General features: G+C 51.2%; 21 protein-coding genes. 13 read left to right on the top strand and 8 right to left on the bottom strand.

The genetic code is table 11. From position 1 onward, the window contains the following. Positions 1 to 23 precede the first annotated feature (23 nt). Positions 24 to 842, bottom strand: coding sequence for a DUF72 domain-containing protein (locus ACJHWR_RS01750; RefSeq protein ID WP_000639286.1), 819 nt, complete (start codon positions 840 to 842; stop codon positions 24 to 26). Then, positions 839 to 1,405 (bottom strand): hydrolase, encoded by a 567-nt coding sequence (locus ACJHWR_RS01745; protein ID WP_000891624.1) that lies wholly within the window; start codon positions 1,403 to 1,405, stop codon positions 839 to 841. The genes ACJHWR_RS01750 and ACJHWR_RS01745 overlap by 4 nt, the downstream gene beginning before the upstream one ends. 309 nt (positions 1,406 to 1,714) lie before the next feature. Here ACJHWR_RS01745 and aspS point away from each other — a divergent pair, with 309 nt between their 5' ends. From aspS to ruvC, 4 genes are read left to right on the top strand one after another with little or no spacing between them, the layout of a single operon-like run. Next, positions 1,715 to 3,487 (top strand): aspartate--tRNA ligase, encoded by a 1,773-nt coding sequence (gene aspS / locus ACJHWR_RS01740; RefSeq protein WP_001258662.1) that lies wholly within the window; start codon positions 1,715 to 1,717, stop codon positions 3,485 to 3,487. Continuing rightward, a complete protein-coding gene (gene nudB / locus ACJHWR_RS01735) occupies positions 3,480 to 3,932 on the top strand; it encodes a dihydroneopterin triphosphate diphosphatase (protein ID WP_077248299.1) in 453 nt (150 codons plus the stop codon). The genes aspS and nudB overlap by 8 nt, the downstream gene beginning before the upstream one ends. 28 nt (positions 3,933 to 3,960) lie before the next feature. Further along, positions 3,961 to 4,701, top strand: coding sequence for a YebC/PmpR family DNA-binding transcriptional regulator (locus ACJHWR_RS01730; RefSeq protein WP_000907234.1), 741 nt, complete (start codon positions 3,961 to 3,963; stop codon positions 4,699 to 4,701). A 34-nt stretch (positions 4,702 to 4,735) separates the two neighbouring features. Then, positions 4,736 to 5,257, top strand: a complete 522-nt coding sequence (gene ruvC / locus ACJHWR_RS01725) for a crossover junction endodeoxyribonuclease RuvC (RefSeq protein WP_001295503.1) — start codon at positions 4,736 to 4,738, stop codon at positions 5,255 to 5,257. A gap of 1 nt (position 5,258) precedes the next feature. Here ruvC and ACJHWR_RS01720 read toward each other — a convergent pair whose 3' ends face one another. After that, positions 5,259 to 5,861, bottom strand: coding sequence for a YebB family permuted papain-like enzyme (locus tag ACJHWR_RS01720; protein ID WP_001024944.1), 603 nt, complete (start codon positions 5,859 to 5,861; stop codon positions 5,259 to 5,261). A 70-nt stretch (positions 5,862 to 5,931) separates the two neighbouring features. Between ACJHWR_RS01720 and yobI the strand changes: the two genes are divergently transcribed. The 3 genes from yobI (at position 5,932) to ruvB (ending at position 7,766) form a co-directional block, all read left to right on the top strand. Further along, on the top strand, positions 5,932 to 5,997 hold the full coding sequence (gene yobI / locus ACJHWR_RS01715) for a stress response small protein YobI (RefSeq protein ID WP_001386853.1): 66 nt from the start codon (positions 5,932 to 5,934) through the stop codon (positions 5,995 to 5,997). Positions 5,998 to 6,135: 138 nt separating this feature from the next. After that, complete coding sequence (gene ruvA / locus ACJHWR_RS01710) at positions 6,136 to 6,747, top strand: Holliday junction branch migration protein RuvA (RefSeq protein WP_000580323.1); 612 nt, start codon at positions 6,136 to 6,138, stop codon at positions 6,745 to 6,747. Positions 6,748 to 6,755: 8 nt separating this feature from the next. Further along, a complete protein-coding gene (gene ruvB / locus ACJHWR_RS01705; protein ID WP_000568522.1) occupies positions 6,756 to 7,766 on the top strand; it encodes a Holliday junction branch migration DNA helicase RuvB in 1,011 nt (336 codons plus the stop codon). A gap of 146 nt (positions 7,767 to 7,912) precedes the next feature. Here the strand turns inward: ruvB and znuB are convergent, their stop codons facing one another. Continuing rightward, entirely contained in the window at positions 7,913 to 8,698 is a 786-nt protein-coding gene (gene znuB, locus ACJHWR_RS01700) for a zinc ABC transporter permease subunit ZnuB (RefSeq protein ID WP_000571478.1), read from the bottom strand. After that, positions 8,695 to 9,450, bottom strand: coding sequence for a zinc ABC transporter ATP-binding protein ZnuC (gene znuC, locus ACJHWR_RS01695; protein WP_000202996.1), 756 nt, complete (start codon positions 9,448 to 9,450; stop codon positions 8,695 to 8,697). Before znuC ends, znuB begins: the two co-directional genes overlap by 4 nt. 78 nt (positions 9,451 to 9,528) lie before the next feature. Here znuC and znuA point away from each other — a divergent pair, with 78 nt between their 5' ends. The 3 genes from znuA (at position 9,529) to lpxM (ending at position 12,889) form a co-directional block, all read left to right on the top strand. After that, positions 9,529 to 10,461 carry a zinc ABC transporter substrate-binding protein ZnuA gene (gene znuA / locus ACJHWR_RS01690; RefSeq protein WP_024175798.1) on the top strand — a complete coding sequence of 311 codons (933 nt, stop codon included), beginning with the start codon at positions 9,529 to 9,531 and terminating at the stop codon, positions 10,459 to 10,461. Positions 10,462 to 10,476: 15 nt separating this feature from the next. Next, complete coding sequence (gene mepM, locus ACJHWR_RS01685; protein ID WP_001184045.1) at positions 10,477 to 11,799, top strand: murein DD-endopeptidase MepM; 1,323 nt, start codon at positions 10,477 to 10,479, stop codon at positions 11,797 to 11,799. A 118-nt stretch (positions 11,800 to 11,917) separates the two neighbouring features. Continuing rightward, entirely contained in the window at positions 11,918 to 12,889 is a 972-nt protein-coding gene (lpxM, locus tag ACJHWR_RS01680) for a lauroyl-Kdo(2)-lipid IV(A) myristoyltransferase (RefSeq protein WP_012311667.1), read from the top strand. Between the two features lie 131 nt (positions 12,890 to 13,020). On the opposite strand, the gene pyk is transcribed toward lpxM, so the two are convergent. Both pyk and hexR read right to left on the bottom strand, forming a co-directional pair. Next, positions 13,021 to 14,463 (bottom strand): pyruvate kinase, encoded by a 1,443-nt coding sequence (gene pyk / locus ACJHWR_RS01675; RefSeq protein WP_000091148.1) that lies wholly within the window; start codon positions 14,461 to 14,463, stop codon positions 13,021 to 13,023. 127 nt (positions 14,464 to 14,590) lie between these two features. Next, positions 14,591 to 15,460 carry a DNA-binding transcriptional regulator HexR gene (gene hexR / locus ACJHWR_RS01670; protein ID WP_001056694.1) on the bottom strand — a complete coding sequence of 290 codons (870 nt, stop codon included), beginning with the start codon at positions 15,458 to 15,460 and terminating at the stop codon, positions 14,591 to 14,593. A 337-nt stretch (positions 15,461 to 15,797) separates the two neighbouring features. Between hexR and zwf the strand changes: the two genes are divergently transcribed. The 3 genes from zwf to kdgA all read left to right on the top strand — a co-directional run bounded on the left by zwf (position 15,798) and on the right by kdgA (position 19,997). Continuing rightward, positions 15,798 to 17,273, top strand: a complete 1,476-nt coding sequence (zwf, locus tag ACJHWR_RS01665) for a glucose-6-phosphate dehydrogenase (RefSeq protein WP_000301727.1) — start codon at positions 15,798 to 15,800, stop codon at positions 17,271 to 17,273. A 234-nt stretch (positions 17,274 to 17,507) separates the two neighbouring features. Next, positions 17,508 to 19,319: a phosphogluconate dehydratase gene (gene edd, locus ACJHWR_RS01660; protein ID WP_001069467.1), complete on the top strand. Its 1,812-nt coding sequence runs from the start codon at positions 17,508 to 17,510 to the stop codon at positions 19,317 to 19,319. Between the two features lie 36 nt (positions 19,320 to 19,355). Continuing rightward, positions 19,356 to 19,997, top strand: a complete 642-nt coding sequence (gene kdgA / locus ACJHWR_RS01655) for a bifunctional 4-hydroxy-2-oxoglutarate aldolase/2-dehydro-3-deoxy-phosphogluconate aldolase (RefSeq protein ID WP_000800512.1) — start codon at positions 19,356 to 19,358, stop codon at positions 19,995 to 19,997. Between the two features lie 55 nt (positions 19,998 to 20,052). Here the strand turns inward: kdgA and purT are convergent, their stop codons facing one another. After that, the gene (purT, locus tag ACJHWR_RS01650; protein WP_000173467.1) at positions 20,053 to 21,231 is read right to left on the bottom strand and encodes a formate-dependent phosphoribosylglycinamide formyltransferase; all 1,179 of its coding nucleotides are present in this window, start codon (positions 21,229 to 21,231) and stop codon (positions 20,053 to 20,055) included. Between the last annotated feature and the right edge of the window lie 122 nt (positions 21,232 to 21,353).

Here is a 21,353-nt window from a genome sequence, read left to right as displayed (position 1 = left end):
CCTGTCTATGATAGGTGGCAAATTCAGAAAAGAGAAGATTGCTGTGGAATAGCCGGAACTGCTCCGATCTCTGGAAGCGTTTTACGTAAGTCTTCCCACAGGGTATGTACCAGTTCCGGGGCCTGGGCAATATCTGGCGTATGTAAAAAAAGATAAGGCGTAGTGGTCTGATGCCACTGCGCTAATTTTTGTAACCAGACCTGAAATAATTCCCGGTTTTGCGTCATATCATCACTACCGATAAAACGGATCAGCGGATTTGTCGCCGTCAGTACAGCATGTACCGGAACTTTAGGTTTTTTTCGTTGAGCGTCGCGAATAGCTTCACTGTGTGGACGTGCGGCATGAACCGGGCGGCTGTCTAAAATCACCCGATTAACGCCGCGCTGATGTAAACCGCGATTAAGCGTTTGTTCCTCTTCCCCTTTGGCGAAAAACTGTGGATGGCGGACTTCCACACCATAATTAAATTCGCCGGGAAGAGAGTCGAGAAAATGCCAAAGCGCAGGCAGCTCCCGTGGGCCGAATGTGGCAGGCAGTTGCAGCCAGTATTGTCCAATGCGCGGAGCCAACGGTGACATGCGGGTCAAAAATTCAGTCACTAAATCATCGCAATGCCGTAATGTTGCCTGATGCGAAATGGTCGCCGGAAACTTAAAACAGAAGCGGAAGTCATCTGTGGTCTGCTCACGCCAGCGCAGGACAACCTCGGGTTTCGGCAGGGCATAAAGCGTGGTGTTACCCTCCACACAGTTAAAGTGGCGGGCATACTCTTCAAGGCTGGTGATCCCCAACCGCACCCATTTAGGATGTGACCATTGCGGCAGACCGATGTAAATCATAATGCGTTGAGGATCTCTTCAACGCAGCGCACACGGGCAATGCGCGGGTAGATATGGTTGATACTGTTATTGTGCTGCTCGGCGCTAGCGGCACTACAGGCATCTTCGGCAATCACCAGATTAAAGCCAAGTTCCCAGGCATTGCGGGCGGTGGATTCAACACCGATATTGGTCGAGATCCCACATAAAACAATGGTATCGATACCCCGGCGGCGTAATTGCAACTCCAGATCCGTACCGTAAAACGCACCCCATTGACGTTTGATGATTTCGATATCGCTGTCGGTTGCACCTAATGCTACAGGATGTTGCCACCAATTTTCGGGCAACACTTTAGCGGGGGAAGGGGCATCAACCGGCTGTTTTAATGCTTCGGCGTAATCGGCAGACCAGCCAACACGCACCAGAAACACGGGCTGACCGCTGGCGCGAAATTTCGCCGCCAGCTTCCCGGCGCGATTAACCACCTCATCGGCAGTATGTGGACCACCGGCAAAAGGTAAGATGCCTTCTTGTAAATCAATCACCACCAGCGCGGTGGTTTTAGCATTAAGTTCAAGCATGATGACTCCTGACAAAACAAAATCGTGCCTCTCACCTTAATGCGATTAGCCGATGGCGGAACGACAAATTTTGTTAATTTTTATGAGTTCGGGCAACACCTTTATAGCAAACTGGCGTAGAGTCTGATTTCAGGCCCGATATAAAGTGGTAACGAGGCGTTCCAGCGCGGGCCAGGCTCTTACGGTGCGGCAGAATTTCCAGTATAATAGCCGCCTTTTTTCATTCAGTTGTGACATACAGCTAACGCTGCGACTTGGTCACCTGCGCAGCAGGGGGCATCCGCCGGCAGCTAAGTTAAGGGATATCTCATGCGTACAGAATATTGTGGACAGCTCCGTTTGTCCCACGTGGGGCAGCAGGTGACTCTGTGTGGTTGGGTCAACCGTCGTCGTGATCTTGGTAGCCTGATCTTCATCGATATGCGCGACCGCGAAGGTATCGTGCAGGTATTTTTCGATCCGGATCGTGCGGACGCGTTAAAGCTGGCCTCTGAACTGCGTAATGAGTTCTGCATTCAGGTCACGGGCACCGTACGTGCGCGTGACGAAAAAAATATTAACCGCGATATGGCGACCGGCGAAATCGAAGTGCTGGCGTCCTCGCTGACTATTATCAACCGCGCAGATGTTCTGCCGCTTGACTCTAACCACGTCAACACCGAAGAAGCGCGTCTGAAATACCGCTACCTCGACCTGCGTCGCCCGGAAATGGCTCAGCGCCTGAAAACCCGCGCTAAAATCACCAGTCTGGTGCGTCGTTTTATGGACGACCACGGGTTCCTTGACATCGAAACTCCGATGCTGACCAAAGCCACGCCGGAAGGCGCGCGTGACTACCTGGTGCCTTCTCGTGTGCACAAAGGTAAATTCTACGCGCTGCCGCAATCCCCGCAGCTGTTCAAACAGTTGCTGATGATGTCCGGTTTTGACCGTTACTATCAGATCGTTAAATGCTTCCGTGACGAAGACCTGCGCGCTGATCGTCAGCCTGAATTTACCCAGATCGATGTGGAAACCTCTTTCATGACCGCGCCGCAAGTGCGTGAAGTGATGGAAGCGCTGGTGCGTCATCTGTGGCTGGAAGTGAAGGGCGTGGATCTGGGCGATTTCCCGGTAATGACCTTTGCAGAAGCAGAACGGCGTTATGGTTCTGATAAACCGGATCTGCGTAACCCGATGGAACTGACCGACGTTGCCGATCTGCTGAAATCCGTTGAATTTGCAGTATTTGCAGGTCCGGCGAACGATCCGAAAGGTCGCGTAGCGGCTCTGCGCGTTCCGGGCGGCGCATCGCTGACCCGTAAACAGATCGACGAATACGGTAACTTCGTTAAAATCTACGGCGCGAAAGGTCTGGCGTACATCAAAGTTAACGAACGCGCGAAAGGTCTGGAAGGTATCAACAGCCCGGTAGCGAAGTTCCTTAATGCAGAAATCATCGAAGCCATCCTGGATCGTACTGCCGCGCAAGATGGCGATATGATTTTCTTCGGTGCCGACAACAAGAAAATTGTTGCCGACGCGATGGGTGCACTGCGCCTGAAAGTGGGTAAAGACCTTGGTCTGACCGACGAAAGCAAATGGGCACCGCTGTGGGTTATCGACTTCCCGATGTTTGAAGACGACGGTGAAGGCGGCCTGACGGCAATGCACCATCCGTTCACCTCACCGAAAGACATGACTGCGGCAGAGCTGAAAGCTGCACCGGAAAATGCGGTGGCGAACGCTTACGATATGGTCATCAATGGTTACGAAGTGGGCGGTGGTTCTGTGCGTATCCATAATGGTGATATGCAGCAGACGGTGTTTGGTATTCTGGGTATCAACGAAGAGGAACAGCGCGAGAAATTCGGCTTCCTGCTCGACGCCCTGAAATACGGTACTCCGCCGCACGCAGGTCTGGCATTTGGTCTTGACCGTTTGACCATGCTGCTGACCGGCACCGACAATATCCGTGACGTTATCGCCTTCCCGAAAACCACGGCGGCAGCGTGTCTGATGACTGAAGCACCGAGCTTTGCTAACCCGACTGCACTGGCTGAGCTGAGCATTCAGGTTGTGAAGAAGGCTGAGAATAACTGATATGGCTTATAAGCGTCCCGTTTCGATCTTAGTGGTCATCTATGCACAAGATACGAAACGGGTGCTGATGTTGCAGCGGCGTGACGATCCCGATTTCTGGCAGTCGGTAACCGGCAGCGTGGAAGAGGGTGAAACCGCGCCGCAAGCTGCCATGCGCGAAGTAAAGGAAGAGGTCACCATCGATGTTGTCGCTGAACAACTGACCTTAATTGACTGTCAGCGCACGGTAGAATTTGAAATTTTTTCACATTTACGTCATCGCTATGCGCCGGGCGTGACGCGTAATACGGAATCATGGTTCTGTCTTGCGCTTCCGCACGAACGCCAGGTCGTCTTCACTGAACATCTGGCCTACAAGTGGCTTGATGCGCATGCTGCGGCGGCGCTCACTAAGTCCTGGAGCAACCGGCAGGCGATTGAACAGTTTGTAATTAACGCTGCCTGAACAGGCAGGGCTATCTGGAGATATTTTTATGGCAGGTCATAGTAAATGGGCCAACACCAGACATCGTAAAGCTGCGCAGGATGCTAAGCGCGGTAAAATCTTCACTAAAATCATTCGTGAGCTGGTAACCGCGGCTAAGCTGGGCGGTGGTGATCCGGACGCTAACCCGCGTTTGCGTGCAGCAATTGATAAAGCACTGTCTAACAACATGACCCGTGACACTCTGAACCGCGCAATTGCACGAGGTGTGGGTGGTGATGATGATGCAAACATGGAAACCATCATCTACGAAGGTTACGGTCCTGGCGGCACGGCAATCATGATTGAATGTCTGTCTGACAACCGCAACCGTACCGTTGCTGAAGTGCGTCATGCATTCAGCAAATGTGGCGGTAACCTCGGTACTGATGGTTCCGTAGCTTATCTGTTCAGCAAAAAAGGCGTGATCTCCTTCGAGAAAGGCGATGAAGACACCATCATGGAAGCAGCCCTGGAAGCCGGTGCTGAAGACGTTGTGACCTATGATGACGGCGCGATTGATGTCTACACTGCATGGGAAGAAATGGGCAAAGTACGCGACGCTCTGGAAGCGGCAGGTCTGAAAGCAGACAGCGCGGAAGTTTCCATGATCCCGTCCACCAAAGCTGATATGGATGCAGAAACCGCACCGAAACTGATGCGTCTGATCGATATGCTGGAAGATTGCGACGACGTGCAGGAAGTTTACCATAACGGTGAAATCTCTGATGAGGTTGCAGCGACTCTCTGATGAGGCCTGCTAAACAGCAAAACGGAGACGCGTGATGGCTATTATTCTCGGCATTGACCCGGGTTCGCGCGTGACCGGCTATGGCGTCATCCGCCAGGTAGGCAGGCAACTGTCCTACCTGGGTAGCGGATGCATACGCACCAAAGTGGATGATTTACCGTCTCGTCTGAAGCTCATCTATGCGGGCGTGACGGAAATCATCACCCAGTTCCAGCCTGATTATTTCGCCATTGAACAGGTCTTTATGGCGAAGAACGCTGACTCAGCCCTGAAACTGGGGCAGGCGCGCGGCGTGGCGATTGTGGCGGCGGTGAATCAGGAATTGCCGGTATTTGAATATGCGGCACGTCAGGTAAAGCAAACGGTGGTAGGTATTGGTAGTGCCGAAAAAAGCCAGGTGCAGCATATGGTCCGCACCTTGCTGAAACTGCCTGCTAATCCACAGGCGGATGCCGCCGATGCGCTGGCGATTGCCATCACCCACTGCCACGTTAGTCAGAATGCGATGCAAATGAGCGAATCGCGGCTGAACCTGGCGAGAGGGCGACTGCGTTAAGTTATACCGCCTCGGTCAGTTCAGGCTGAGGCGTTTCCACTCCCTCCGCATGAATCAACACTAAACCCGGATGATGCCACAAACTGGCTGGCGTGACGGTTTTACGCTCCCACGGAATAGAACCCAGGAACCAGAATTTCCAGAAAGTGAGTTTTGCATTCGGATTGCTGTTTAACAGTTCTCCAAACGTCTCTATTTCACCCACCGGAATACATAGCGCCTCTTTATAAATATCAAAAACAAATTTTGAACAGAACTGGCGCGAAGATTCGTATTTAAAACCGGTGTGGTAAAGTTTGCGTAGCCGGGAGGGAACCTGTTCAACAATTCGTTGTTTTTGTTGTTCTGTCAGCCCGGCGTCTAATCGCTTTATAGCATAGCGTTGATTAGAAGAACGTTTAATAAAACGAGATAGCGTGGTGATAGTTGAAAGGGGAACCCGGCTTTCTGCAACCAGGAAGTCTTCACCGTTATGACCGATAATGATACCGACGTGATTACTCCAGCAATTTGATGCAGCTGATATTTGGCCAAATAAGGCAGTACCTATACATGTAAAGACGATATCACCAATTTCATATTCAGCAGGGTAATTAATATTCATGTTGTCATTCCATTGAAATAGATATGAATATACGTAATAGCATAAAAAATTTATTTTTTCAGGAGGCGCAATGTATATTTTTATTACGCATTTCTTCACTGAATATGTAATATTTAAATATTTGCTTCCAATATAACCTGTAGAAAAAATTATACTGCGTCATTTTTCAGAACATCGGGACGCCTCGCAAGTTTTCTTCATCCTTCGCTGGATATCTATCCAGCATTTTTTTATCATACAGCATTATCTTTGATTCATTACGCAGGAGCGTCATGTGATAGGCAGACTCAGAGGCATCATCATTGAAAAACAACCCCCGCTGGTGTTAATTGAAGTGGGCGGCGTAGGCTATGAAGTGCATATGCCGATGACCTGTTTTTATGAACTCCCTGAAGCGGGTCAGGAAGCGATCGTTTTCACCCACTTTGTGGTGCGTGAAGACGCGCAACTGCTGTACGGTTTTAACAATAAACAAGAGCGCACGTTGTTCAAAGAGTTGATCAAAACCAACGGCGTCGGCCCGAAGTTGGCGCTGGCGATCCTCTCTGGAATGTCAGCGCAGCAGTTCGTTAATGCCGTTGAGCGTGAAGAAGTGGGGGCGCTGGTGAAACTGCCGGGTATTGGCAAAAAAACCGCCGAACGCTTGATTGTTGAAATGAAAGACCGATTTAAAGGTTTGCATGGCGATCTCTTTACGCCAGCTGCCGACCTGGTACTCACGTCACCTGCCAGCCCGGCGACCGACGATGCTGAACAGGAAGCTGTTGCCGCGCTGGTGGCGCTGGGCTATAAACCACAAGAAGCAAGCCGCATGGTGAGCAAAATCGCTCGCCCTGACGCCAGCAGTGAAACATTAATTCGCGAAGCCCTACGCGCCGCGTTATGAGGTAAAGGATGATTGAAGCAGACCGTCTGATTTCTGCCGGTACCACTTTGCCGGAAGATGTGGCAGATCGCGCCATTCGCCCTAAATTACTGGAAGAGTATGTTGGTCAACCGCAGGTTCGTTCACAGATGGAGATTTTCATCAAAGCAGCGAAACTGCGTGGCGATGCCCTCGATCATCTGTTGATTTTTGGTCCTCCGGGGTTGGGTAAAACTACGCTTGCTAACATTGTCGCCAATGAAATGGGCGTTAATTTACGCACGACTTCTGGTCCGGTGCTGGAAAAGGCGGGGGATCTGGCAGCGATGCTCACTAACCTTGAACCGCATGACGTGCTGTTTATTGATGAGATCCACCGTCTATCGCCAGTTGTTGAAGAAGTGCTGTACCCGGCAATGGAAGACTACCAACTGGATATTATGATTGGTGAAGGTCCGGCGGCACGCTCCATTAAAATTGATTTGCCGCCGTTTACCCTGATTGGTGCAACCACGCGCGCAGGTTCGCTGACATCACCGTTGCGCGATCGTTTTGGTATTGTGCAGCGTCTGGAGTTTTATCAGGTGCCGGATCTGCAATATATCGTCAGTCGCAGCGCACGCTTTATGGGGCTTGAGATGAGTGATGACGGCGCGCTGGAAGTTGCTCGTCGCGCTCGCGGTACGCCGCGCATTGCTAACCGTCTGCTGCGTCGAGTGCGTGATTTCGCCGAAGTGAAGCACGATGGCACCATCTCGGCTGATATCGCTGCTCAGGCGCTGGATATGCTGAATGTCGATGCCGAAGGTTTCGATTATATGGACCGCAAATTGTTGCTGGCGGTAATCGATAAGTTCTTTGGTGGGCCGGTAGGTCTGGATAACCTGGCGGCTGCCATTGGTGAAGAACGTGAAACCATTGAGGATGTGCTGGAACCTTATTTGATTCAGCAAGGCTTTTTGCAGCGTACACCGCGCGGGCGTATGGCGACAGTGCGGGCGTGGAACCACTTCGGCATCACGCCACCAGAAATGCCGTAAGTCGGATTGGCCGCTCGAGCAGCATCCGACACTGGCAGTGTGCCTGATGCGACGCTGTTCGCGTCTTATCAGGCCTACCAGAGATAGCGAACCGTAGGTGGGATAAGGCGCTCGCGCCGCATCCGACAAATGTGTTCAGCGACAGATTAGCTGGCCTGCTTTTTCATCATACTGATAATAAATAACAGTGCCGCACATAGCACTACCGACGGACCCGCCGGCGTATCGTAAAATGCGGAAAAGGTTAAACCGCCAGTTACTGCCACCATTCCCACCAAAACAGCGACACCGGCCATCTGTTCCGGCGTGCGGGCAAAGCGACGCGCTGTAGCAGCAGGAATAATCAGCAACGAAGTAATAATCAACGCGCCGACAAATTTCATCGCTACACCAATCGTCAATGCCGTCACCAGCATCAACAACAATTTCACGCGCTGTAATTTCACACCATCAACAAACGCCAGATCCGGGCTAATCGTCATTGACAGCAAATTGCGCCATTGCCAGAACAGAATCGCCACCACGATGACCACGCCAATCGCAATAGAGATGAGATCTTCTGGCGTCACTGCCAGCAAATCACCGAACAGGTAAGCCATCAAATCAACACGAATGTTAGACATCAGACTAACGACCACCAGGCCCAGCGACAGGGCACTGTGCGCCATAATCCCTAATAACGTGTCGATCGCCAGCTGTGGACGCTTCTCCAGCCATACCAGACCGCCCGCCAGCAGCAGCGTAACGGCAATCACCGCATAGAATGGATTCACGTCCAGCAACAAACCAAACGCGACGCCAAGTAATGAGGCATGAGCCAGCGTATCACCGAAATAAGACATACGACGCCAGACTACAAACGAACCCAGCGGACCCGCGGCACAGGCGAGCATGATCCCGGCTAACCAACCAGGAAATAATAATTCAATCATGAGCGATCATTTCCCCGACGCAAGACAATTCGTCCCTGTAAATCGTGACGATGATTATGATGATGGCGATAGATACCCAGTTGTTCAGCACCACGAGGACCAAACATAGAAATAAACTCCGGATGCAGGGAAACAACTTCCGGTGTGCCGGAACAACAAATGTGGTGATTCAGGCAAAGCACTTCATCGGTTTTTGCCATTACCAGATGCAGATCGTGAGATACCATTAAAACGCCACAATCCAGTTCGCGACGCAGTTGGTCAATAAGGTCATATAACGCCACCTGACCATTCACATCCACGCCCTGAGTGGGTTCATCCAGCACTAATAATTGCGGTCGATTTAACAATGCTCGCGCTAACAGTACACGCTGCGTTTCGCCACCCGAGAGCTTTTGCATCGGTGCGTTAATCAGGTGTCCGGCCTGGACACGTTTCAGTGCAGGCAAAATATCTTCTTTATGTGTGCCAGGTCGTAAGCGTAAAAAACGGTTTACGGTCAGTGGCAACGTGGTGTCGAGATACAGCTTCTGCGGTACATAGCCGATGCGTAGTTTTCCGTTGCGCTTGATAACCCCTTCATCGGGTGTTACCAGCCCGAGCACTACCCGTACCAGTGTCGACTTACCTGCGCCATTTGGCCCAAGTAAAGTCAAAATTTTTCCAGGTTTAAGTTCCAGCGACACATCAGAGAGGACGCGGCGTTGGCCAAAAGAAACCGAGACATTTTCCAGGGAAACCAGACTTGTCATGTTAATTTTAGTCTTGCAGTAGTCATGAAATGTTATAATATCACACTTCTCATATTCATTACGATGATTGGTCGCATTATGTTACATAAAAAAACGCTTCTTTTCGCAGCATTATCCGCCGCTCTCTGGGGAGGTGCAACACAGGCCGCAGATGCCGCCGTTGTCGCTTCGCTTAAACCCGTTGGGTTCATCGCTTCTGCCATTGCTGATGGGGTAACAGAAACGGAGGTTTTACTACCTGACGGCGCTTCAGAGCATGATTATTCACTGCGTCCATCAGATGTAAAACGCTTACAGAACGCGGACTTAGTCGTTTGGGTTGGCCCGGAGATGGAAGCGTTCATGCAAAAACCGGTAAGTAAATTACCTGAAGCCAAACAGGTAACGATTGCGCAGCTAGAGAATGTGAAACCGCTGCTGATGAAAAGTATTCACGGCGATGATGATGATCACGACCACGCGGAAAAAAGTGACGAAGATCACCATCACGGCGATTTCAACATGCATCTTTGGCTTTCCCCAGAGATAGCGCGGGCTACAGCGGTTGCAATCCATGAAAAATTAGTGGAACTTATGCCGCAAAGTCGAGCCAAACTTGACGCCAACCTGAAGGATTTTGAGGCACAATTAGCCTCAACCGAAACGCAGGTTGGTCACGAGCTCGCGCCGCTCAAGGGGAAAGGTTATTTCGTTTTTCACGATGCTTACGGCTACTTCGAAAAACAGTTCGGACTAACACCGCTTGGTCATTTTACCGTTAACCCTGAGATTCAACCTGGCGCGCAGCGTTTACATGAAATAAGAACACAGTTGGTTGAGCAAAAAGCAACCTGCGTTTTTGCTGAGCCACAGTTCAGGCCAGCGGTCGTTGAGAGCGTCGCTCGAGGGACATCCGTTCGTATGGGAACGTTGGATCCCCTGGGGACGAATATCAAACTGGGTAAAACAAGCTATTCAGAATTCCTGAATCAATTAGCCAACCAGTATGCGAGCTGCCTGAAAGGAGATTAATGAGGAAGTGATTACGTGCAACAGATAGCCCGCTCTGTCGCCCTGGCGTTTAATAATTTACCGCGACCACACCGCGTTATGTTGGGGTCGCTCACCGTTCTTACTCTGGCCGTCGCTGTCTGGCGGCCCTATGTTTATCACCGCGACGCCACGCCAATTGTCAAAACCATTGAGCTGGAACAGAACGAAATTCGTTCGCTCTTACCTGAAGCCAGTGAGCCGATTGATCAAGCTGCACAAGAAGATGAAGCCATTCCCCAGGATGAACTGGATGACAAAATCGCCGGTGAAGCGGGCGTGCATGAATATGTTGTTTCCACTGGCGATACGCTAAGCAGCATTCTCAATCAGTATGGTATTGATATGGGTGATATCACCCAACTGGCTGCTGCCGACAAAGAATTGCGTAACCTGAAAATCGGTCAACAACTCTCCTGGACATTAACCGCGGACGGCGAACTGCAACGCCTCACCTGGGAAGTGTCTCGTCGTGAAACCCGAACCTATGACCGTACTGCCGCTAACGGTTTTAAAATGACCAGCGAAATGCAGCAAGGAGAGTGGGTCAACAATCTGCTGAAAGGTACCGTCGGGGGAAGCTTTGTTGCCAGCGCCAGAAACGCCGGTTTAACCAGCGCCGAAGTGAGCGCAGTGATTAAAGCCATGCAGTGGCAAATGGATTTCCGCAAACTGAAAAAAGGCGATGAATTTGCGGTGTTAATGTCACGAGAAATGCTTGATGGTAAACGTGAGCAAAGCCAGCTGCTGGGCGTACGTTTGCGTTCAGAAGGTAAAGATTATTACGCAATCCGCGCTGAAGATGGCAAATTCTACGATCGTAACGGTACTGGTCTGGCGAAAGGATTCTTGCGATTCCCGACGGCGAAACAGTTCCGTATCTCATCTAACTTTAACCCGCGTCGTACTAATCCGGTGACCGGTCGCGTTGCGCCACACAGAGGTGTTGATTTTGCCATGCCACAAGGTACGCCAGTGCTTTCAGTGGGTGACGGTGAAGTGGTGGTTGCCAAACGCAGTGGCGCAGCAGGTTATTATGTGGCTATTCGTCATGGTCGCAGCTACACCACGCGTTATATGCACTTGCGCAAGATCCTGGTGAAACCGGGACAGAAGGTGAAACGTGGCGACCGTATCGCGCTTTCCGGTAATACCGGACGTTCAACCGGGCCGCATCTGCACTATGAAGTATGGATAAACCAGCAGGCCGTAAACCCGCTGACGGCAAAACTGCCGCGTACCGAAGGGCTGACCGGCTCCGATCGTCGCGAATTCCTGGCACAGGCCAAAGAGATTGTGCCGCAGCTACGGTTTGATTAATTAACATCCATTCGCAGCCGGTACGCAGTCAGTACCGGCTTTTTTATTTGGTGCGGGGCAAGTTGCGCCGCTACACTATCACCAGATTGATTTTTGCCTTATCCGAAACTGGAAAAGCATGGAAACGAAAAAAAATAATAGCGAATACATTCCTGAGTTTGATAAATCCTTTCGCCACCCGCGCTACTGGGGAGCATGGCTGGGCGTAGCAGCGATGGCGGGTATTGCTTTAACGCCGCCAAAGCTCCGTGATCCCATTCTGGCACGGCTGGGACGTTTTGCCGGACGACTGGGAAAAAGCTCACGCCGTCGTGCGTTAATCAATCTGTCGCTCTGCTTTCCAGAACGTAGTGAAGCTGAACGCGAAGCGATTGTTGATGAGATGTTTGCCACTGCGCCGCAAGCGATGGCAATGATGGCTGAGTTGGCAATACGCGGGCCGGAGAAAATTCAGCCGCGCGTTGAATGGCAAGGGCTGGAGATCATCGAAGAGATGCGGCGTAATAACGAGAAAGTGATTTTTCTGGTGCCGCACGGTTGGGCCGTCGATATTCCTGCCATGCTGATGGCCTCGCAAGGGCAGAAAATGGCAGCGATGTTCCATAATCAGGGCAACCCGGTTTTTGATTATGTCTGGAACACGGTGCGTCGTCGCTTTGGTGGTCGTCTGCATGCGAGAAATGATGGTATTAAACCATTCATCCAGTCGGTACGTCAGGGGTACTGGGGATATTATTTACCCGATCAGGATCATGGCCCAGAGCACAGCGAATTTGTTGATTTCTTTGCCACCTATAAAGCGACGTTGCCCGCGATTGGTCGTTTGATGAAAGTGTGCCGTGCGCGCGTTGTACCGCTGTTTCCGATTTATGATGGCAAGACGCATCGCCTGACGATTCAGGTGCGCCCACCGATGGATGATCTGTTAGAGGCGGATGACCATACGATTGCGCGGCGGATGAATGAAGAAGTCGAGATTTTTGTTGGTCCGCGACCAGAACAATACACCTGGATATTAAAATTGCTGAAAACTCGCAAACCGGGCGAAATCCAACCGTATAAGCGCAAAGATCTTTATCCCATCAAATAAAAAAAGCCTCTCGCGAGGATAGGCTTCCGCCGTGTGATAAGTTCAAGTTTGCTTCAGAAGATTCGAAATCTGTTGAACTATCATTGAACTGTAGGCCGGATGAGGCGTTTTCGCCGCATCCGGCAACGTACTTACTCTACCGTTAAAATACGCGTGGTATTAGTAGAACCCACGGTACTCATCACGTCGCCCTGGGTGACAATCACCAGGTCACCAGACATCAAGTAACCTTTATCGCGCAGCAGATTAACCGCTTCGCTGGCAGCTGCTACGCCGTCATTAGCGCTATCAAAGTGCACCGGCGTAACGCCGCGATAGAGAGCAGTCAGGTTCAGCGTACGTTCATGGCGTGACATGGCGAAAATTGGCAGACCAGAGCTGATACGGGAGGTCATCAGCGCCGTACGACCCGATTCGGTCATGGTGATGATCGCCGTAACGCCTTTCAGGTGGTTAGCCGCGTACATTGCTGACATGGCGATAGCTTCTTCCACATTGTCGAACTGAACGTCCAGACGGTGTTTAGAAACGTTGATGCTCGGGATTTTTTCCGCACCCAGGCAAACGCGCGCCATGGCTGCAACAGTTTCTGAAGGATACTGACCAGCAGCAGTTTCTGCAGAAAGCATCACAGCGTCAGTACCATCCAGAACGGCGTTTGCTACGTCCATGACTTCTGCACGCGTCGGCATCGGGTTAGTAATCATTGACTCCATCATCTGGGTCGCAGTGATTACTGCGCGGTTAAGCTGACGTGCACGACGGATCAACGCCTTCTGAATGCCGACCAGTTCCGGATCGCCAATTTCCACACCGAGGTCGCCGCGAGCAACCATTACCACGTCAGAGGCGAGGATGATGTCATCCATTGCATCCTGGCTGCATACGGCTTCCGCACGTTCAACCTTGGCAACAATTTTCGCATCACATCCTGCATCGCGTGCCAGGCGACGGGCATAGTTCAGATCTTCGCCGCAGCGTGGGAAGGAGACAGCCAGGTAATCTACGCCAATTAACGCCGCAGTCTTAATGTCTGCTTTGTCTTTTTCGGTCAGCGCTTCAGCCGACAAACCGCCGCCAAGTTTGTTGATACCTTTATTGTTGGAGAGGGGACCACCGACGGTCACTTCGGTGAACACTTTCATGCCCTGGACTTCCAGTACTTTTAACTGGACGCGACCATCGTCCAGCAGCAGGATGTCACCAGGCACAACGTCAGCAGGCAGGCCTTTGTAGTCGATACCGACTTTTTCTTTGTCGCCTTCACCTTTACCCAGGTTGGCGTCGAGCAGGAATTTATCCCCAATATTGAGGAAAACTTTGCCTTCTTTAAAGGTGGATACACGGATTTTGGGCCCCTGGAGGTCACCCAGAATAGCCACATGACGCCCCAGTTTTGCGGCAATCTCACGAACTTTATCCGCGCGCATTTTGTGATCTTCAGGCGAGCCGTGAGAAAAATTCATACGTACAACGTTGGCACCCGCCGCGATAACTTTTTCAAGGTTATTATCGCGATCTGTTGCCGGGCCTAACGTGGTAACGATTTTAGTTCTGCGAAGCCTTCTGGACATGTAATACTCCGTTGACTGAAACAACCAGGTGTTGCTTGAACATGAAATCCGAATGAAATAACGCCGCGATGGCGATAAATTAATCTCATTCGGATGTCGTATAAGATTAGGACAGTGACAGTCGTTTTTAGCGATCGTCACTTAAATTAAGTAACTGCTTATCAAAACGCGATTCCTTCAGCGCTTCCTTGACCCGCTTCAAGTTATCTCTGAATTTTGCACCGCGCCGCAAAGTAAATCCTGTCGCCAGCACATCTATCACGGTCAGCTGTGCAAGTCGAGAAACCATGGGCATATAAATGTCAGTATCTTCCGGTACGTCGAGGGTAATAGCCAGCGTTGCTTCCCGGGCGAGCGGGGTACCCGCAGAGGTGAGGGCAATCACCATGGCGTCGTTTTCGCGTGCCAGCTGCGCCAGCTCGACCAGATTTTTTGTTCTTCCCGTGTGAGAAATCAGCACCACCACGTCTCCGTCGCTACAATTCATACAACTCATGCGTTGCAGCACAATATCATCGGAGTACACCACCGGAACATTAAAACGAAAGAACTTATTCATCGCATCGTGGGCAACGGCGGCTGAAGAGCCTAATCCGAAAAAGGCGATTTTTTTTGCCTGAGTGAGCAAGTCGACGGCGCGGTTGATGGCAGATTTATCCAGTGAATGACGGACATGATCGAGCGTTGCCATTGCGGACTCAAATATTTTCCCCGTGTATGATTCAACGCTGTCATCTTCATTGACGTTGCGATTAACATAGGGAGTGCCATTCGCCAGACTTTGTGCCAGATGAAGTTTAAAATCAGGAAAACCGCGCGTGTCCATGCTGCGACAGAAACGATTCACCGTCGGTTCGCTAACATTGGCTTCCAGCGCCAGAGCAGCAATACTCGAATGGATCGCGTTATCGGGCGAAGCCAGAATGACCTCGGCAACTTTGCGCTCTGATTTGCTCAAATGTTCCAGCTGAGACTGGATTTTTTCCAGCATATTCATGATGTAAAGAGACTCACGGGTAATGACGATTTCCGCACTGAAAGAAATCGAAATGCAGTTTTGCCAGATATTACGCCTGTGTGCTGTGTTAATGACAAAAGCAGATAAAAAAGTTGTTATTTTTTTTCATAACATGATCAGTGTCAGATTTTTACCCAATGGAAAACGATGATTTTTTTATCAGTTTTGCCGCACTTTGCGCGCTTTTACCGTAATCGCACGGGTGGATAAGCGTTTACAGTTTTCGCAAGCTCGTAAAAGCAGTACAGTGCACCGTAAGAAAATTACAAGTATACCCTGGCTTAAGTACCGGGTTAGTTAACTTAAGGAGAATGACATGGCGGTAACGCAAACAGCCCAGGCCTGTGACCTGGTCATTTTCGGCGCGAAAGGCGACCTTGCGCGTCGTAAATTGCTGCCTTCCCTGTATCAACTGGAAAAAGCCGGTCAGCTCAACCCGGACACCCGGATTATCGGCGTAGGGCGTGCTGACTGGGATAAAGCGGCTTATACCAAAGTTGTCCGCGAGGCGCTCGAAACTTTCATGAAAGAAACGATTGATGAAGGTTTATGGGACACCCTGAGTGCACGTCTGGATTTTTGTAATCTTGATGTCAATGACACTGCTGCATTCAGCCGTCTCGGCGCGATGCTGGATCAAAAAAATCGTATCACCATTAACTACTTTGCCATGCCGCCCAGCACTTTTGGCGCAATTTGCAAAGGGCTTGGTGAGGCAAAACTGAATGCTAAACCGGCACGCGTAGTCATGGAGAAACCGCTGGGGACGTCGCTGGCGACCTCGCAGGAAATCAACGATCAGGTTGGCGAATACTTCGAGGAGTGCCAGGTTTACCGTATCGACCACTATCTTGGTAAAGAAACAGTGCTGAACCTGTTGGCGCTGCGTTTTGCTAACTCCCTGTTTGTGAATAACTGGGACAATCGCACCATTGATCATGTTGAGATTACCGTGGCAGAAGAAGTGGGGATCGAAGGGCGCTGGGGCTATTTTGATAAAGCCGGTCAGATGCGCGATATGATCCAAAACCACCTGCTGCAAATTCTTTGCATGATTGCGATGTCTCCGCCGTCTGACCTGAGTGCAGACAGCATCCGCGATGAAAAAGTCAAAGTACTGAAGTCTCTGCGCCGCATTGACCGCTCCAACGTGCGCGAAAAAACCGTACGCGGGCAATATACTGCGGGCTTCGCCCAGGGCAAAAAAGTGCCGGGATATCTGGAAGAAGAGGGCGCGAACAAGAGCAGCAATACAGAAACCTTCGTGGCGATCCGCGTCGACATTGATAACTGGCGCTGGGCCGGTGTGCCATTCTACCTGCGTACTGGTAAACGTCTGCCGACCAAATGTTCTGAAGTCGTGGTCTATTTCAAAACACCTGAACTGAATCTGTTTAAAGAGTCGTGGCAGGATCTGCCGCAGAATAAACTGACTATCCGTCTGCAACCTGATGAAGGCGTGGATATCCAGGTACTAAATAAAGTTCCTGGCCTTGACCATAAACATAACCTGCAAATCACCAAGCTGGATCTGAGCTATTCAGAAACCTTTAATCAAACGCATCTGGCAGATGCCTATGAACGTCTGCTGCTGGAAACCATGCGTGGTATTCAGGCACTGTTTGTACGTCGTGATGAAGTGGAAGAAGCCTGGAAATGGGTAGACTCCATTACTGAGGCGTGGGCGATGGACAATGATGCGCCGAAACCGTATCAGGCCGGAACCTGGGGACCCGTTGCCTCAGTGGCGATGATTACCCGGGATGGTCGTTCCTGGAATGAGTTTGAGTAATATCTGCGCTCATCCTTTATGGTTATTTTACCGGTAACATGATCTTGCACAGATTGTAGAACAATTTTTACACTTTCAGGCCTCGTGCGGATTCACCCACGAGGCTTTTTTTATTACACTGACTGAAACGTTTTTGCCCTATGAGCTCCGGTTACAGGCGTTTCAGTCATAAATCCTCTGAATGAAACGCGTTGTGAATCATCCTGCTCTGACAACTCAATTTCAGGAGCCTTTATGAACCCACAATTGTTACGCGTAACAAATCGAATCATTGAACGTTCGCGCGAGACTCGCTCTGCTTATCTCGCCCGGATAGAACAAGCGAAAACTTCGACCGTTCATCGTTCGCAGTTGGCATGCGGTAACCTGGCACACGGTTTCGCTGCCTGCCAGCCAGAAGACAAAGCCTCTTTGAAAAGCATGTTGCGTAACAATATCGCCATCATCACCTCCTATAACGACATGCTCTCCGCGCACCAGCCTTATGAACACTATCCAGAAATCATTCGTAAAGCCCTGCATGAAGCAAATGCGGTTGGTCAGGTTGCGGGCGGTGTTCCGGCGATGTGTGATGGTGTCACCCAGGGGCAGGATGGAATGGAATTGTCGCTGTTAAGCCGCGAAGTGATTGCGATGTCTGCGGCGGTGGGGCTGTCCCATAACATGTTTGATGGTGCGCTGTTCCTCGGTGTGTGCGACAAGATTGTTCCGGGTCTGACTATGGCAGCCCTGTCGTTTGGGCATTTGCCCGCGGTGTTTGTGCCGTCTGGACCGATGGCAAGCGGTTTGCCAAATAAAGAAAAAGTGCGTATTCGTCAGCTTTATGCCGAAGGTAAAGTGGACCGCATGGCACTACTGGAGTCAGAAGCCGCATCTTATCATGCGCCGGGAACATGTACTTTCTACGGTACTGCCAACACCAACCAGATGGTGGTGGAGTTTATGGGGATGCAGTTGCCAGGCTCTTCATTTGTTCATCCGGATTCTCCGCTGCGCGATGCTTTGACCGCAGCCGCTGCGCGCCAGGTTACACGCATGACCGGTAATGGTAATGAATGGATGCCGATCGGTAAGATGATAGATGAGAAAGTGGTGGTGAACGGTATCGTTGCACTGCTGGCGACCGGTGGTTCCACTAACCACACCATGCACCTGGTGGCGATGGCACGCGCGGCCGGTATTCAGATTAACTGGGATGACTTCTCTGACCTTTCTGATGTTGTACCGCTGATGGCACGTCTCTACCCGAACGGTCCGGCTGATATTAACCACTTCCAGGCGGCAGGTGGCGTACCGGTTCTGGTGCGTGAACTGCTCAAAGCAGGCCTGCTGCATGAAGATGTCAATACGGTGGCAGGCTTTGGTCTGTCTCGTTATACCCTTGAACCATGGCTGAATAATGGTGAACTGGACTGGCGGGAAGGGGCGGAAAAATCACTCGACAGCAATGTGATCGCTTCCTTCGAACAACCTTTCTCTCATCATGGTGGGACAAAAGTGTTAAGCGGTAACCTGGGCCGTGCGGTTATGAAAACCTCTGCCGTGCCGGTAGAGAACCAGGTGATTGAAGCGCCAGCGGTTGTTTTTGAAAGCCAGCATGACGTTATGCCGGCCTTTGAAGCGGGTTTGCTGGACCGCGATTGTGTCGTTGTTGTCCGTCATCAGGGGCCAAAAGCGAACGGAATGCCAGAATTACATAAACTCATGCCGCCACTTGGTGTATTATTGGACCGGTGTTTCAAAATTGCGTTAGTTACCGATGGACGACTCTCCGGCGCTTCAGGTAAAGTGCCGTCAGCTATCCACGTAACACCAGAGGCCTACGATGGCGGGCTGCTGGCAAAAGTGCGCGACGGGGACATCATTCGTGTGAATGGACAGACAGGCGAACTGACGCTGCTGGTAGACGAAGCGGAACTGGCTGCTCGCGAACCGCACATTCCTGACCTGAGCGCGTCACGCGTGGGAACAGGACGTGAATTATTCAGCGCCTTGCGTGAAAAACTGTCCGGTGCCGAACAGGGCGCAACCTGTATCACTTTTTAAGACGACAAATTTGTAATCAGGCGAGAGAAAACTCTGATGAAAAACTGGAAAACAAGTGCAGAATCAATCCTGACCACCGGCCCGGTTGTACCGGTTATCGTGGTAAAAAAACTGGAACACGCGGTGCCGATGGCAAAAGCGTTGGTTGCTGGTGGGGTGCGCGTTCTGGAAGTGACTCTGCGTACCGAGTGCGCAGTTGACGCTATCCGAGCTATCGCCAAAGAAGTGCCTGAAGCGATTGTGGGTGCCGGTACGGTGCTGAATCCACAGCAGCTGGCAGAAGTCACAGAAGCGGGTGCACAGTTTGCAATTAGCCCGGGTCTGACCGAGCCGCTGCTGAAAGCTGCTACCGAAGGGACTATTCCTCTGATTCCGGGGATCAGCACTGTTTCCGAACTGATGCTGGGTATGGACTACGGTTTGAAAGAGTTCAAATTCTTCCCGGCTGAAGCTAACGGCGGTGTGAAAGCCCTGCAGGCGATCGCGGGTCCGTTCTCCCAGGTCCGTTTCTGCCCGACAGGTGGTATTTCTCCGGCTAACTACCGTGACTACCTGGCGCTGAAAAGCGTGCTGTGCATCGGTGGTTCCTGGCTGGTTCCGGCAGATGCGCTGGAAGCGGGCGATTACGACCGCATTACTAAGCTGGCGCGTGAAGCTGTAGAAGGCGCTAAGCTGTAAAAGTCAAAATGCCCGATCAAGGATCGGGCATTTTTGTAGCGGTTTTTTGCCGGGTTTAACCCTGTACTTTTACCTGTCCGGCGGCGTGCTTCGCGCGTTCAATGGCGTCAACAACACTCTCTGCAGTAGCCAGTGCTACCCCCAGACGACGGCTGCCATCAATTTCCGGCTTACCAAATAAACGAATCTGTAAATCTGCGCCTACGGCATTCTGCACATTATCAAACGTGACATTCTGACTGGTCAGTTGCGGCAGGATAACGGCAGAAGCAGCAGGACCATACTGGCGGATCCCGCCAACCGGAAGTCCGAGGAAGGCACGTACATGCAGGGCAAACTCCGAGAGATCCTGAGAAATTAGCGTCACCATCCCGGTGTCATGCGGGCGAGGGGAGACTTCACTGAAAATCACCTCATCACCACAGACAAACAGCTCGACACCAAACAGCCCATAACCGCCCAGTGCCAGCACCACTTTACGGGCAATCTCCTGCGCACGTTCAAGGGCAAGCGGGCTCATTTGTTGTGGTTGCCAGGATTCACGATAGTCGCCATCTTCCTGGCGATGACCTACCGGTGCACAGAAATGGACGCCATCCACCGCGCTGACGGTTAGCAGGGTAATTTCGAAATCAAACTTAACGACGCCTTCAACAATTACACGGCCCGCTCCGGCGCGACCGCCTTGCTGAGCGTACTCCCATGCCTGAGCAAGTTGCTCTGCAGAACGAATAAACGTCTGCCCCTTGCCGGAGGAACTCATCACCGGTTTAACAATGCAGGGATAGCCGATGTCAGCAACCGCCTCGCGGAAAAGGTTTTCGCTATCGGCAAAACGATAAGTGGAAGTGGGCAGCTGCAGCTCTTCTGCCGCCAGGCGACGGATACCCTCGCGATTCATCGTTAATTTCGTTGCGCGCGCGCAGGGGACAACATTCAGTCCTTCCTCTTCAAGTTGGATCAGCATATCGGTGGCAATAGCTTCGATCTCCGGCACGATATAATGTGGTTTTTCCAGTTCAACCACACGGCGTAATGCATCACCATCAAGCATATTAATGACATGGGAGCGATGCGCGACATGCATAGCTGGCGCGTCGGCATAGCGATCGACGGCAATCACCTCTACGCCGAGACGCTGACACTCGATTGCCACTTCTTTACCCAGTTCACCGGAGCCTAATAACATCACGCGAGTTGCTGCCGGACGCAGCGCAGTGCCTAATAACGTCATAACGAATATCCCCTGATTAATTCCGCGCGCAGTATAAACGAAAACGTTTGCGCGTGTCTTTATTGTTGATGTTGATTTCCCAACCGAGAAGAAATATACTGTATAAAATCACAGTTATTATG

It is taken from the genome of Escherichia sp. WS568 (assembly GCF_046486085.1).
Lineage (GTDB): Bacteria > Pseudomonadota > Gammaproteobacteria > Enterobacterales > Enterobacteriaceae > Escherichia > Escherichia coli.
This window is presented reverse-complemented; position numbering and strand designations above follow the sequence as displayed.